The following is a 14,393-nucleotide window of genomic DNA, read 5'->3' as shown; positions in this document are numbered from 1 at the left end:
GATTAGAAAAACCGTATATAAGCTAAACCTACTTTATTCCAGTCTTTATGATCCTGCTGTTCAAAATCCCAATTCAAACGCATAGCATGATTGGCATTCAAACTATATTGAAGCTGGGTACCGACTCTTAAATTCCACTGACTTAAATCTTGCCAATAAGGTAATTCTACCTGTACCACACTGTTGATATTGTCTGACCATACATTCATACACCCCACTGTAGGCCCGACACCAACGCGCCAGCCTTTATCCAGCGCTTTGCCACCTTGAATATGACTTTGCAGCTGACCATAGCAAATATGACGACGGTCATAATCAGCCAGACTATAGCCAGCTTGCATATTCAGGTTCATCACGCCATGTTGTTTATCTTCACTAAACTTTCCGTTCTCAATGGCTTCCTGTTTCCAGCCCAGATTAAACCCCCAGCTTAAGGGCGATTTAAAAGGCTGAATCGGATTATATGAATTGACCGATAAAAAATCTAAGTGCTCAACTTTAAGCTTGTCATCGCGATACTGCACGCTGCCATCCAGAAACAGTAATTGAGTACCTGTGCGATAGCCTGCTTGTGGATCAATCAAGTCGTGATAGGCCTGACGATGCCCAAGTTCGACAAAGCTCTGGCCTTGTACTTCACCCACATTGACTGAAATATTGCGTGCATGATGCCCTTCAACAGGCTGTTTCTGTGGTCGGGTCGGTTCCTGACGTTGTTTATCCACCTGAATCTGACTACGCTCAGCAAGGAGCTGGCGCAGTTGCGGTTGGGCAAAATCAGTATCAACTTTACGGCTAATAAATTGCAGATATAAATCGTCATAGGCCATTTCAAGAATTTTGGCCTGCTCAAACTGACTGTAATGTTTGAGAATTGGCTGTGTCTGTTCGACCTCGGTAAAAGCGACTTTATGTGCAACTTTAGCCAAAGCTGTGCCATGCTGTTTGGCTTGAGCAAGTAACTGGGTTTCCAGTGCAGGTCGATAGACCACCTCTTTGACCAGATTTTGCTGATCAACCACCTTCAAGGTTTCAATCGGAATCGCAGCATAATTAAACTGCTGTTTTAAGTTTAAATTCGGACGTACCAGATCAATCAAGCCAAGCAAACGGTAAGCACAGTTATCGCTGACGAAATAGTAGGGAAAACTGACGTGCTGCATTTCCCAGATATGCTCGACCAGAAAGCGGGTTTCTTCTGGTGTCAGATTGAGTTCATATTCCCACAAGTCACGGCTTTCAAAATCACCATATTCTTTCACTTTGCGGTAATACGGCATTAATGAATATTCACCGGGATACTGTCCGGTTAAGCCTTTCCATGCATAGGACCAGTTGTCCTCGCCTTTCACGGTTGCCGCATAATTGACTGCGTATGACACCAGATTAAGTTGCTTCTGGTCTTTTGGGTCTAGGCGTAACAAGGTATGCCCAAACATCGAACTGGGATTTCCCATAAAATCCGTTGCGTAAATCAGGGTGGCTTTATGCGGTTTAATTTGATTAATCCATTCATCAAATTCCACACAATTTACTTTCGGCAGTTGTTGAGGGTCAATCTGAAGCTGCTGCATCAACCAACGGCTGCGTGCAGGGAATTTACAGCGGATCGACTGATTATCTGCAGCTTGCTGAAACAAGGCTTTGATATCAGCTTGTAATTCGCTATTTAAATTTGTTTTGCCATCTTTGGCATAAAAATAACCGGCATAACCGACTTCACTATTTTGTTTTTGATCGGCATACATCAGACGTTGCCATGTAATGTTTTGATCTAATTGTTTTTGTTGAGCAAGGTCCAAATATTGCTGTAAATCCGTTTCAATCGAGGCATGTGCAAAATGACACATTAAAGACGCTATCGTAAAAGTTATTAATTTCATTCAGCAGCAAATATTTTAAGTATAAGGAAAATAACGATAACAAAACCCTGCCATCAAGACAGGGTTTTATCATGCAGCAAATTAAACGTATGCTTTTAACACCGCATCTTTTGCCATTACACTTTGTAAAGAGTCTAATACCTGAAGGCTATTTTTGTTTTTGCTTGAGTAGATTTCAGCAAAGTTTGCTTTAGATACTGCAAAGAAACGTGCTTTATCATTGGCTTTGATCTGCATTAACTCAGCAAGTACATTCAGGCTCTCACCTTGACCAACTGACATATCACGCGCTAAAGATTCAGCATTTTCATTGGTAAACGTGACCACCTGAGCAGTCACTGTTCCACCCTGACGGCAACCTAAAGTACCAAATGTGATACCGAGTAACTGGTTAGTAAAGATACCATTAGTGGTAGCCGCAAGAATTTTCGGCACTACACCTTTTTGACCTGCCCAAACCTGTGTACCCACACCACAACCTACATCGTTATCAGCCATTGCTACACTTGAACCAGCGGCCAATAATGCAGCTAATGCAATTTTCTTTAACATAGGAACGATCTCCAGCATAAATTATTTAAATATTTGTTATCACTATTGTGTTGTGTAATTGTTTTACACACAAATTAAAATAACCAGCTTGGCTTGTTTTAGCAAATAAATTTTGAAATATATGTGAAATATTCATAATAAAATTTCAAATAATTGAAGATGGTGCTTTTAATTCAGCTGCCACGTCCCATTTTTATCACGATTACCCAAAATTTTTAACACTAAAACCAAACTGAGTAATAATAATAAATACCAAGACCCTAACTTACCCCAACCCACCATATGCCATGCATCCACCTGACTTGGATACAGCCAGATTTGATAGAAAGTACTAATATTTTCAGCAATCCAGATCAGGAATGCCAACAGCAGCAGAACCGGTAACATCGGCACTTTAAAACGATGTTGATGGAGCTGGAAATATAGTCGGGTCTTCCAGAAAATCAGCACACTCCAGATAAATAAAACCACCCGGATATCTGGAATAAAAAACTTGGTCATAAAGTTTAAATACGATAAAACCGCCAGACACAACATTGTGCTAAAACGTGGCAAATCTGCCATTGAAACCTGATATAACCGTAACGAGCGTGCAAAAAAACTGCCCACAGCCGAATACATAAATCCTGCGAAAAGCGGCACAGTCCATAATTTAAATACGGCAGGCTGCGGATATTGCCAGGATGCAATTGCAGGATGGGTCAGAAAGATTTCCATCCCCATGGCCATGATATGAAACAAGGCAATAACCTTGGCTTCTGCCCATGACTCGAGTTTTAAATAGATCAGACAGACCTGAATGAGCAAGGCGTAAAACAGCAAATAGTCATAGCGAAAGAAGCCCCAATATTCATGACTTCCCATCGGTGCCGTGACTGCAAATGCAATCAGCAGCAATAACCCAAATAAGGCAGCCGAAGCTGCCTTAGTGATAAAACTGAGTGGTAATACAATCAACTGCACGAAACTGATCCTAGCCTGTTTAACTTTAAATATCTGTTCAATATCAGCCTAGATATTTCGCACTGTATTCATGTACGGTATCCACAAAAATCTTCGGACGCGCCGGATCAACCCACTGGGTAATACCATGCCCCAGATTGGCGATATAACCTGTTTTCTCGCCATTGGCATAAGCATCATCCAGCATGGCTTTGACCGATTTTTCAATTGAAGCCGCTGAACCATACAGTACCGCCGGATCTAAGTTACCTTGTAAGGCAGCACGTCCTGCAATAACATCACGTGCAGTATAAAGCGGTGTGGTCCAGTCCAGTCCAAATGCATCTGCACCCGTAGTCAGCATATTTTCCAGCCACTGCCCGCCACCTTTGGTGAAGACAATAATCGGAATACGGCGACCGTCTTTTTCTCGCTGCAGCCCGGCAATGATTTTGCTCATATAGTTCAAGGAAAACTCAACATATTCCCTATGCGCCAGTGCACCGCCCCAACTGTCAAAAATCTGGATTGCCTGAGCACCGGCATCGATCTGTGCATTGAGATAATCAATCACTGAATCTGCCAGATGATCCAGTAATGCGTGCAAGACTTCTGGCTGCGCATACATCATATTCTTGGTAAAACGGAATTCTTTGCTTGAACCGCCTTCAATCATATAAGTCGCTAAAGTCCAGGGACTGCCAGAAAAACCGATTAACGGCACCTGACCGCCTAAAGCAGAACGAATGGTCGAAACGGCATTCATGACATAGGCCAAATCGGACTTGGCATTGAGTTTAGGCAGATTGGCAACGTCTTGTTCAGTACGTACTGTTTTATGAAACTTTGGGCCTTCCCCTGTTTCAAAATATAAGCCTAAACCCAGCGCATCAGGAACCGTTAAAATATCCGAAAATAAAATCGCCGCATCAAGTTCATAACGACGCAATGGCTGTAACGTCACTTCACAAGCAAATTCAGTATTCTTGCATAAAGACAGGAAATCACCGGCCTGCGCACGTGTTTCCCGATATTCTGGTAAATAACGTCCTGCTTGACGCATCATCCATACGGGCGTGGTGTCTACAGGTTCACGTAATAAAGCTCGTAAAAAACGATCATTTTTCAACGTTGTCATTACCAATCTCTAAATTTTCATATATCGCGCATGATAACAAAGTTAGCCTGGAATTTATAATTTGAATGCCATACAAAATTTCAGGCTTAAAATAAATTTTCGCTTTGACACAAAACTGCTACTGCAAGCGCGCTCATTTTCTGTAATACTTGCAATATCTTATATCTCAATATGAATAATTCATAAGGTTGAATTACATGTTTGTTCGCTCATTACTCGCTATGAGTTTAAGTTGTATTCTTGCTAATGTTGCTTTTGCTGCTCCAACAACTGAGCAACCATTAAATCCCAAAAAAATTGCTGGTTCAGTACAAGATCCGATTGATCCTCTCGCCATTGAGCGCCCTGCTTCAGCTGTTGCAGCTCAACCCGCTTCGAGTGTCGTCGCCCAAGCCACATCTGAACCTCAGGTGAATACTGGCGCTGCTTCAGCTGTTTCGCAAAAATTAGAAAATACACCTGACTCAAGCACAACGACTGCTGCTCCTGCGGCGAAAGTTTCATGGACCCTGGATAGCATGAATAATGCTGAATGGCCGGAAGGTTTACCTAAAGGCCAGCTTCCAGCCTATGCCCGTGCGCACGTCATGCTCAACAATGCACATGCTTCACCGGGTGCTATTGATGGTGCAAATGGTAAAAATACCTTAAAAGCGATTGCTTCATTCCAGCAAATGAACGGTATTACCCCTACAGGTCAATTAACCAAAGAAACCTGGGATGCGCTGGTTGCCAAGCAAACCAAACCTGCTTATGTAGAATACACGCTGACCGAAGCGGACTTTAAAGGCCCTTATGCGGATTCAATCCCGTCAGACTATGCCTTACAGGCGAAAATGAAAGGCTTGTACTACACCCGTGTGACAGAAATGCTGGGTGAAAAATTCCACATGGACGAGGCTTTCTTGAAGAAGCTAAATCCTACTGCAACCTTTAAAAAACCGGGTGAAAAAATTATTGTGGCCAATGTCCGCAATGACTTGCCTGAAGATATTCATCTGATCGTGGCGCATAAAGGTGCACGTCAACTGTATTTATTCAACAGTAACAACCAGATGATTGCTTCATTTCCTGCAACAATTGGCAGTACTGATACGCCTTCTCCGACAGGTACCTATAAAGTAGTAGGCGTAGCGAAAAACCCTTGGTATAGCTATTCACCATCAAACTTTGTACAAGGTAAAAACCTTAAACCGCTTTCTCTACCACCAGGTCCAAATGCGCCAGTCGGCAATATCTGGATCGGTTTGAGCAAGAAATCGTTTGGTATCCATGGTACGCCTAATCCGTCTTTAATTTCTAAGACTGCATCACATGGCTGTATCCGTTTGACCAACTGGGATGCCAATGACTTGGGCGCCAAAGTACGTTCAGGCGTGACTGTAAAATTCTTGGAATAATTTAGAATTGTTCTAGCCAGAAACCGGATATCGCCTTGATATCCGGTTTTTTTATGGTCTAAATATTTTCTTCTACGACCGGTAATGGCTGATAGTAAATCTGGTTACGTCCCAATTGCTTGGCACGGTATAACGCTTTATCAGCGGTATGGATCAGCATTTCCTGACTGATTTTTGCATTGCCGTTAAACACCGTAATCCCCAAACTAATAGTGACATAATGAGAAACCATCGATTTTTGATGCGGGATCATTAAGCGATCAATCGCGCGATAGATATTGGTCGCCACCGCATAGGCCCCTTGAGCTGAGGTTTCAGGAAGCAACACCACAAATTCTTCGCCACCATAACGCGCTACAAAGTCCATATGCCGAATCGAGCCTTTGATCGTTTTGGCAATTTCAGAAATGACCTGATCCCCCATTTGGTGACCATAAAAATCATTATAGTTTTTAAAATAATCAATATCGATAAACAACACCGACAAGGCGGTATGTTCTTTACAGGCCTGCTGATAGTAATAGGTGCACATCTCTTCAAAAGTACGGCGGTTTGAAACATTAGTCAGTTCATCATGCTGACTGAGATGTAACAGTTCAGAGGCCTGTAGGCGTAAAATCTGCTCATCAATTTCCGAAATTTTTGACTTTATAAAGATTTTTCTCTCTTTGGAGGTCAGCATTACACTAATTGAAAAACCCAATAATAAACTGCCAATCAGGGTCCTGCCGATCATGAGAAAATCACAGGGAATATTCAATACATAGAGAAATACAACAATGCTCAAGGCCGCAAAAGAACCGATCCACAGCATATGTAGCGGTCGAATGCCACTCAGGATAAAACCTAACATGTACAGGAATGCCACCAGCACCATGGCCTGATTTTGCAAGACCACATTGGAGACACTCATCATTAACAATGAGGTCAATACGATGGTCAGAAAAACAATCACACAAACAGCCGGATAGAATAAGGAACTTAGTTGTTTAAAACGGGACACGGCCCAAAACAGGAACAGCGCAGCGCCGACCACAATCAGGCTAAGGATGCTATAAATAAAATCCAGAACAAAATTTTCACTGTTGCGTATTACAATGAAATTGGTGGGTAAAATCAGTAATACGAAAATCGTATAGGTAATGACACCCTGACCGAAAAATTGAATGGCATTCATCCTGGTCCGGTCGATATTGAAGTTCCAGAATTCATTTTCCAGATTTAGGGGTAAAGTTTGATGGGCATTTTTGGACTGGACATGTTGGGCAACAAGCTGCTCTAGATCTTCTTTCGACCTCCTTAATTGATCAAGATCATATTGCTTATCCATCCCGACGACTCTTTTTATAATGCACTGTTCTTGTGCCGCATAAAAATAACACAATTTCTCATTTTGTCATGTGCTTTGCTTAACCACTTATCCGTAATTGTAGTTACCATTTTCGCGGTTTATGCATTATTATTTGTATTATTTTTAAGTTTGAAGTAGACCTTGAATACTCTTACACTTTTACAACCCGATGATTGGCACGCACACCTGCGTGATGGTTTAGCTTTAAAACGTACTGTCCCTGATTTAGCCAAACAATTTGCCCGCGCAATTTGTATGCCGAATCTTGTTCCACCTGTTAAAACTGTCGAAGAAGCTTTGGCATACCGTGAGCGTATTCTGGCGCATGTACCAGAAGGCCTGAATTTTGATCCACGCATGGTACTTTATTTTACCGATCACACCTCTCCGGATGAAGTTCGTAAAATCAAAGAATCTGAATTCGTCAATGCAATCAAGCTCTATCCTGCCGGTGCAACCACTAACTCGGATAATGGTGTCAGTGATATCCGTAAGGTATATGGCGTGATTGAACAACTTGAGGAACATCAGGTTCCTTTATTGCTCCATGGTGAAGTAACCCATAATCACGTCGATATTTTTGATCGTGAAAAAAGATTTCTGGATGAAGTCCTGTCACCGCTGCTCAAGCAATTCCCGCAATTAAAAGTCGTGCTAGAACATATTACAACAAGCGATGCGGCTAATTTTGTGCTTGAACAGGATCGTAATGTTGCTGCAACAATTACCCCGCAACATTTACTGTTTAACCGTAATGACATGTTGGTCGGCGGTGTTAAACCGCACTTCTACTGTTTGCCAATTTTAAAACGTCAAACTCACCAAACCACGTTATTAGAAGTGGCAACCAGCGGTAATCCAAAATTCTTCCTCGGCACAGATAGCGCACCGCATGCGCAAAATGCCAAAGAGAATGCATGTGGCTGTGCAGGCTGCTATAGCGCACCCAATGCCATTGAGCTGTATGCACAGGCATTTGACCAGGTCGGCAAGCTGGAACGTCTGGAAGGTTTTGCCAGCATGTTCGGTGCTGATTTCTATGGTTTACCACGTAATACTTCAACCATCACCTTGGTGAAAGAAGAAAATACGGTTGCCGAGTCTTTTGATTATCTTGAAGATCAAAAAATCATTCCACTTCATGCAGGCAAAACGCTGCAATGGAGAAAAGTGTGACACAAGAAGAAAACAAAGCGCCTGTGATTGGTCAGCGTTTTCGTGGATTTTTGCCTGTTGTGGTCGATGTCGAAACAGCAGGTTTTAACTCACAAACCGATGCACTGCTTGAAATCGCGTGTATTCCAATTGTTTACGATGAAAACGGACAATTTGTACCGGGCCCATCGTTTCAAGCGCATATCAATCCGTTCGAAGGTGCCAATCTAGATCGACGCTCGCTCGATTTTATTGGCATTGATCCTTCTAACCCAATGCGTATCGCCATGGCTGAAGATGAACGTACTGCTTTACGCCGTATTTTCAAATCTTTAAATGAAGTCCGCAAAGCACAACATTGTACCCATGCCGTGTTGGTGGGTCATAATGCACACTTCGATTTAGGTTTCCTGCAAGCTGCGATTGCACGCTCAGGAACGAAGAACCAGAATCCGTTCCATAGCTTTTCAGTCTTTGATACCGTTACGCTAAGCGCGGTGATGTTCGGTCAAACCGTGTTGGCACGTGCTTGTATTCAGGCTGGAATCGAGTTTGATGGTAAAGAAGCGCACTCCGCGTTATACGATACCCAGAAAACGGCTGAACTGTTTTGCTATATTTTGAACAAACTGTCTCCTCATCTTCTTGACACTTTGGTGACAGAGCCCTAATATACACCCACCTCAAGAAGTCCCTATCGTCTAGAGGCCTAGGACATCGCCCTTTCACGGCGGTAACCGGGGTTCGAATCCCCGTAGGGACGCCAAATTTGAAAAAGCCACTGCATCTTAAGACAGTGGCTTTTTTTATCACCCCAATAAAAAGGACTCCGAAGAGCCCTCACATAAATTACGCTGACTTACGCGAATTGACACGCCCTTTTACCACCGCCTTGATATTTCCTTTGGCATAATTCAAAAATACCAATAATGGAGACAGTTTTGGATTTGGTTTTTTGCCTTGTCCAATCGCCTTAAATTGTGCTGCATACCAGATGATTTCCATGATGGCCATTTTATCTACAAATGGAATTCCTGTTTTAATCTGATTCACTGCATAACGGACATCATGTCCTGCGATTAAACGTTCAGGTAAATCAACTTCAACCGCCAATGGACGCGCAATTCCAATAAAATCACATGCGCCGCTTTGCAATGCAGCATTCATTCCTTCTACGGTACGGAAGCCACCAGTTACCATCAGCTTACATGACACATGCTCACGGATCTTTTCGGCAAATTCCAAGAAATAGGCTTCACGGGCAATGGTGCTGGCTTTGCGTTTTTCTGCTTTTGCACCTGCCATCGCAGGCGCTTCATAGGTACCGCCAGAGATTTCAATGATATCAACGCCAGCTGCATCAATTGCCTTAAATACGGTAATTACATCTTCTTCGGTAATTCCACCACGCTGGAAATCAGCGGAATTTAATTTGACCGAAATGATGAAGTTTTCAGAAGTGACTGCACGTACGGCCTTGTAGATTTCCAGCAAGAAACGCATCCGGTTCTCGATGGAACCACCCCATTGATCAGTACGTTTATTGGTTAAAGGTGATAAAAACTGGCTGATCAAATAACCATGTGCACCATGGAATTGTACCCCTTCAAAACCCGCCTTTTCACACACCGCAGCAGCAGTTGCAAATCGCTGGATAATATCCAGAATTTCTGAATGCGTCAGCTCACGTGGCGTACCAAACATGGTGGCCAATACAGGACTAAAAGGTACAGCCGAAGGTGCAACCGTTTCTTTATTTAAACCTTTTGGACACTGACGACCTGGATGTGACAGTTGAATCAATTGCACCATTCCGTGTTTTTTACCCACGGCAGCCCATTGCTTTAACTTTTCCAGATCACGTTCGCTTTCAATTGCCACCACACCCGGCTCATTCTTGGCCCCGATATCGACCATCACATTGCCTGTAATGGCACAGCCTAAACCACCTTTCGCCCAGGCTTCATATAATCCAATCAGCACATCATTGGGTTGTCCTGCATCATTGGCAAGCGCTTCACTCATTGCCCCTTTAATGATGCGATTCTTAAATGTGGTATTGCGTATCTGGATACTGTCTGCAATCTGACTCATGGTCATCCTCTGCTTTAATTAGAGTGTTTACTCTAATTTAATCTGATTATTATGGCTGTCAATAGTTGTTCCGATAAATTGACAATATCACATGTCAGTTTATTTACAATGCTCATATTGGCTGGCAGCAATGAGTTGACGGGTGTATTCAGTTTGAGGATGGGCAAATAAGGTCTCGGTTGCTTGATATTCCAAGGCTTTCCCTGCATGCATCACCAGCACTTGCTGACACAAGGCTTTTATGACTTGCAAGTCATGACTAATGAACAGATAACTGATCTGCTCTTGCTGTTGCAAACGCCGCAATAATTGAATGATGGCAAGCTGGGTAGATCGATCCAGCGCTGAAGTAGGTTCATCCAGAATAATCAGTTTCGGCTGCACCACCAGCGCACGTGCCAGTGCGACCCTCTGCCGTTGCCCGCCCGAAAGCTGATGCGGATATTTGTTTTTATCCTCTGGCGATAATTCAACCTTGAGCAAAACTTCTGCAATTTTTGCTGCGCATTGTTGTGGGGACATGGACTGTAATTCAAGTCCTTCGGCAATACTCTGCCCAACCGTCATTCGCGGATTTAAACTACTCAAAGGATCCTGAAAGACAATTTGTAAGTCACGACGAACCGGTCGAAGCTGCTTCTGGTTAAGCTGGTTCAGGTCTTGGCTCTGAAAACTGATTTCACCTGTACTGGCAAGTAAACGGGCGATTGCCAAGGCAATCGAGGATTTGCCTGAACCACTTTCCCCGACAATGCCTAGCGCCTCACCTTGCATGAGCTTGAAGCTAATGGATTCAGCGGCAATTTTATAAGACTGAATCCGGTTAAATAAACCTCGTTTTAAGGGATATTTTACTGTGACCTGTTTGAGTTCAAGCACAGGCTCAGTCGCTTGTAAGGTCAAAGCTTGCCCAAAATCGTGATTCAATAAATTTTGTGTATAAACGCTCTGAGGACAGCTAAAGATTTCCGTGCTACCGCCCTGCTCTTCTACACGCCCTTGATTCAGCACCAGCACATGATCTGCATATTGCTCAACCAGACTAAGATCATGGCTAATCAAAATCATTGCCATCTGTCGTTGTTGCTGTAGTTTTTTTAATAAGCTCAAGACTTGTGCCTGTAACACCACATCTAAAGCCGTGGTCGGCTCATCTGCAATTAAAATCTCGGGCTCTAGAGCCAAAGCCATGGCAATCATCACGCGTTGACGTTGGCCGCCAGACAATTCATGAGGATAACGCTTTAAAATGTGTTCTGCTTCTGGCAGACCCACCTCATGTAATAAGCGTAGCGTGTGCAACCGTAGCGTAGCTTTTACATACCCTTGTAGAAGCAGGCTTTCGCCAAGCATTTTTTCCACGCTATGCAAAGGATTCAATGCCGTCATCGGTTCCTGAAAAATCATGGCAATTTTTTTGCCACGTATGTGCTGCAACTGCGGTTGGCTCAGTTTCAGTATGTCCTGACCCTGAAATTGAACGACTCCTATCACTTGCAAGCTATTCGGCAATAACCCCAACAATGCCAGTGCAGTAATGGATTTACCTGAACCACTTTCTCCCACAATGGCAACGGTTTGTGCAGGATAAATCTCAAAACTGACCTGCTCAAGCAGCTTATCAGCGCCATTACAAATACTGAGCTGATGTACGTTGAGTAAAGGTTGCTTTAGAGGCAAATTATCGTCTTGGGTCAAATGCATCACGTGCCGCCTCCCCAATATAAATCAGCAAAGACAAAACCATCGCCAAGCTAAAAAAGCCCGACAACACCAGCCACGGTGCATCCAGATTATTTTTCCCTTGTAATAATAGTTCGCCAAGCGAAGCCGCATCTGGTGGCAAGCCATAACCCAAAAAATCCAGTGCAGTTAAGGCAATAATATTTGCTGTCAGCATAAAGGGAATTTGTGACAGGCTAGAACTCATCGCATTGGGTAAAATGTGTTTAAAGATAATCTTATGCTGACTGACACCCAAGGCTTGCGCTGCACGAACATAATCCAGATTGCGGGCACGTAGAAATTCGGCACGTACCAATCCCACAAGCTCGGTCCAGCCAAACAGCAGCATGATCACAAACAGCCAATACACACTCGGACTAAACATACTGACCAGAATCATCACGATGAAAAGCATCGGTAAGCCACCCCACACTTCCAGAATGCGTTGTCCAATCAAGTCAACCCAGCCACCATAGTAGCCTTGTATTGCCCCCACCATCATGCCGAGTACCGCAGAACAGAGTGTGAGTGCGAATCCAAACAGCAGCGAAACCCGCAGACCGTACAGGATTCGAGCAAATACATCCCGTCCCTGATCATCGGTGCCAAGCCAGTTCTGTACGCTTGGGGCAGAAGGTACGGGTACAGCAAGGGACAGATTCGGGGATTGATAGGAAAAAGCCACCGGTGGAGAAATCATCCAGCCCTGTGCTTGTATCAACTGCTTGACCACGGGGTCTTGATAATCCGTAGCTGTTTCAAATTCCCCGCCAAAAGTGGTTTCCGGATAATCTGTCAGAATCGGAAAATAAAATGACTGCTGATAACGCACCAGCAAAGGTTTATCGTTGGCAATCAGTTCTGCCAGCAAAGACAGTACGAAAATAATCAAGAACAGGATCAGGCACCGAAAACCCAGCTTATTTTGCCGGAAGCGTTCCAATCGCGCTTGCATCAACGGTGACATCATTGTCCACCTCTTGATTCAAAATCAATTCGCGGATCGATGAGCTGATAAAGTAAATCACCCAGTAAACGTAAAAGCATGCCGAATAGGGTAAATAAAAATAAAATGCCAAAAATAACCGGATAATCACGTTGGGTAATTGCCTCAAAGCCTAATAAGCCAATCCCATCCAGATTAAAAATGATCTCGATAAATAAATTACCGACAAAGAAAATCCCCACCAGCGTTTCTGGCAAAGCAGCAACTACAATCAGAATTGCATTACGAAAGACATGTCCATACAGCACCTGATTTTCACTTAATCCTTTCGCTCGGGCTGTTAATACATAAGGCTTGTTCAGCTCTTCTACAAATGCATATTTTGTCAGGTAAGTTCGTGCGGCAAAGCTACCGAGCAGCATACTCAAAATCGGCAAACACATGTGCCACAGATAATCTTTGATTTTTGCCAAGAAGCTTAACTGGGAGAAATTTTCAGACACCAGCCCTTGTAATGGAAACCATTGCAAATAACTGCCACCTGCAAAAAAGACAATCAATAAAATGGCAAAAATAAACGATGGAATGGCATAACTGACCGCCAATAATAACGATGTGGATTGATCAAACAGCAAGCCATTACTTTTGGCTTTTTTAATCCCTAATGGAATAGCAATCAGGTAGATCAGGAAAGTACTCCACAACCCTAAAGACAGGGTCACAGGCATTTTTTCGTATAATAGCTGGGTAACAGGCTTATCCTTAAAAAAACTGCTGCCAAAATCCAGACGTGCATATCCTTTCAGCATTAACCAGAACCGCTCTGTAGCCGGGCGGTCAAAACCATACTGGGCTTTGATTGTTTCAATCATTTCGGGGCTTAACCCCCGTGCCCCCTGATATTGGGCCAGATTTGCCAGATTCGACTGACCACTTGCGCCAGTTCCCAGACCTTGTGCAGTCTGAATTTGCTGGATGGCCTGTTCAACCGGCCCGCCAGGCGCAATTTGCACAATCAAGAAATTGATCAATAAAATAAAAAATAGTGTCGGGATCATCAACAACATTCTTTTGAGAATATAGTGAACCATTGAAATCGAACCCTTATTCATTCATTTACTAAGTTTTTATGAAATCGAACATGAGATAAAATACACGGAAACACCATCCAGAACCTGAGCAAGCCAAAGCGACTAAAGCTTTGGTG

General features: G+C 43.3%; 12 protein-coding genes and 1 tRNA gene. 4 read left to right on the top strand and 9 right to left on the bottom strand.

Annotated elements, in window-relative coordinates:
* Positions 1-2 precede the first annotated feature (2 nt).
* From ACINWC323_RS11060 to hemE, 4 genes are all read right to left on the bottom strand, one after another.
* Positions 3-1,883 (bottom strand): Lnb N-terminal periplasmic domain-containing protein, encoded by a 1,881-nt coding sequence (locus ACINWC323_RS11060; RefSeq protein WP_032881354.1) that lies wholly within the window; start codon positions 1,881-1,883, stop codon positions 3-5.
* Between the two features lie 81 nt (positions 1,884-1,964).
* Positions 1,965-2,435 carry a DUF3015 family protein gene (locus tag ACINWC323_RS11065; RefSeq protein WP_009511209.1) on the bottom strand — a complete coding sequence of 157 codons (471 nt, stop codon included), beginning with the start codon at positions 2,433-2,435 and terminating at the stop codon, positions 1,965-1,967.
* A gap of 168 nt (positions 2,436-2,603) precedes the next feature.
* The gene (locus ACINWC323_RS11070) at positions 2,604-3,398 is read right to left on the bottom strand and encodes a DUF817 family protein (protein ID WP_009511082.1); all 795 of its coding nucleotides are present in this window, start codon (positions 3,396-3,398) and stop codon (positions 2,604-2,606) included.
* A 43-nt stretch (positions 3,399-3,441) separates the two neighbouring features.
* Entirely contained in the window at positions 3,442-4,515 is a 1,074-nt protein-coding gene (gene hemE / locus ACINWC323_RS11075; RefSeq protein ID WP_009510911.1) for a uroporphyrinogen decarboxylase, read from the bottom strand.
* 197 nt (positions 4,516-4,712) lie between these two features.
* Here hemE and ACINWC323_RS11080 point away from each other — a divergent pair, with 197 nt between their 5' ends.
* Complete coding sequence (locus ACINWC323_RS11080; RefSeq protein WP_009510819.1) at positions 4,713-5,915, top strand: L,D-transpeptidase family protein; 1,203 nt, start codon at positions 4,713-4,715, stop codon at positions 5,913-5,915.
* Positions 5,916-5,973: 58 nt separating this feature from the next.
* Here ACINWC323_RS11080 and ACINWC323_RS11085 read toward each other — a convergent pair whose 3' ends face one another.
* Positions 5,974-7,245 carry a GGDEF domain-containing protein gene (locus ACINWC323_RS11085; RefSeq protein ID WP_009511410.1) on the bottom strand — a complete coding sequence of 424 codons (1,272 nt, stop codon included), beginning with the start codon at positions 7,243-7,245 and terminating at the stop codon, positions 5,974-5,976.
* Positions 7,246-7,407: 162 nt separating this feature from the next.
* Between ACINWC323_RS11085 and pyrC the strand changes: the two genes are divergently transcribed.
* The 3 genes from pyrC (at position 7,408) to ACINWC323_RS11100 (ending at position 9,187) form a co-directional block, all read left to right on the top strand.
* On the top strand, positions 7,408-8,442 hold the full coding sequence (gene pyrC, locus ACINWC323_RS11090; RefSeq protein ID WP_004773730.1) for a dihydroorotase: 1,035 nt from the start codon (positions 7,408-7,410) through the stop codon (positions 8,440-8,442).
* The gene (gene rnt / locus ACINWC323_RS11095) at positions 8,427-9,092 is read left to right on the top strand and encodes a ribonuclease T (RefSeq protein ID WP_032871505.1); all 666 of its coding nucleotides are present in this window, start codon (positions 8,427-8,429) and stop codon (positions 9,090-9,092) included. The genes pyrC and rnt overlap by 16 nt, the downstream gene beginning before the upstream one ends.
* Before the next feature lie 19 nt (positions 9,093-9,111).
* A tRNA-Glu gene (locus tag ACINWC323_RS11100) sits at positions 9,112-9,187 on the top strand.
* An 83-nt stretch (positions 9,188-9,270) separates the two neighbouring features.
* Here ACINWC323_RS11100 and ACINWC323_RS11105 read toward each other — a convergent pair.
* The 4 genes from ACINWC323_RS11105 to yejB form a co-directional block, all read right to left on the bottom strand.
* Entirely contained in the window at positions 9,271-10,515 is a 1,245-nt protein-coding gene (locus ACINWC323_RS11105; RefSeq protein WP_009511221.1) for an NADH:flavin oxidoreductase/NADH oxidase family protein, read from the bottom strand.
* Between the two features lie 99 nt (positions 10,516-10,614).
* Positions 10,615-12,219, bottom strand: a complete 1,605-nt coding sequence (locus ACINWC323_RS11110) for an ABC transporter ATP-binding protein (RefSeq protein ID WP_009510777.1) — start codon at positions 12,217-12,219, stop codon at positions 10,615-10,617.
* Positions 12,197-13,207: an ABC transporter permease gene (locus ACINWC323_RS11115; protein ID WP_009510706.1), complete on the bottom strand. Its 1,011-nt coding sequence runs from the start codon at positions 13,205-13,207 to the stop codon at positions 12,197-12,199. Before ACINWC323_RS11115 ends, ACINWC323_RS11110 begins: the two co-directional genes overlap by 23 nt.
* Complete coding sequence (gene yejB / locus ACINWC323_RS11120; RefSeq protein WP_032881353.1) at positions 13,207-14,277, bottom strand: microcin C ABC transporter permease YejB; 1,071 nt, start codon at positions 14,275-14,277, stop codon at positions 13,207-13,209. The genes ACINWC323_RS11115 and yejB overlap by 1 nt, the downstream gene beginning before the upstream one ends.
* Between the last annotated feature and the right edge of the window lie 116 nt (positions 14,278-14,393).

The organism is Acinetobacter sp. WC-323 (genome assembly GCF_000314615.1).
Lineage (GTDB): Bacteria > Pseudomonadota > Gammaproteobacteria > Pseudomonadales > Moraxellaceae > Acinetobacter > Acinetobacter courvalinii.
Note: the sequence above shows the minus strand (reverse complement) of the source record. Positions and strands in the feature narration are given on the sequence as shown.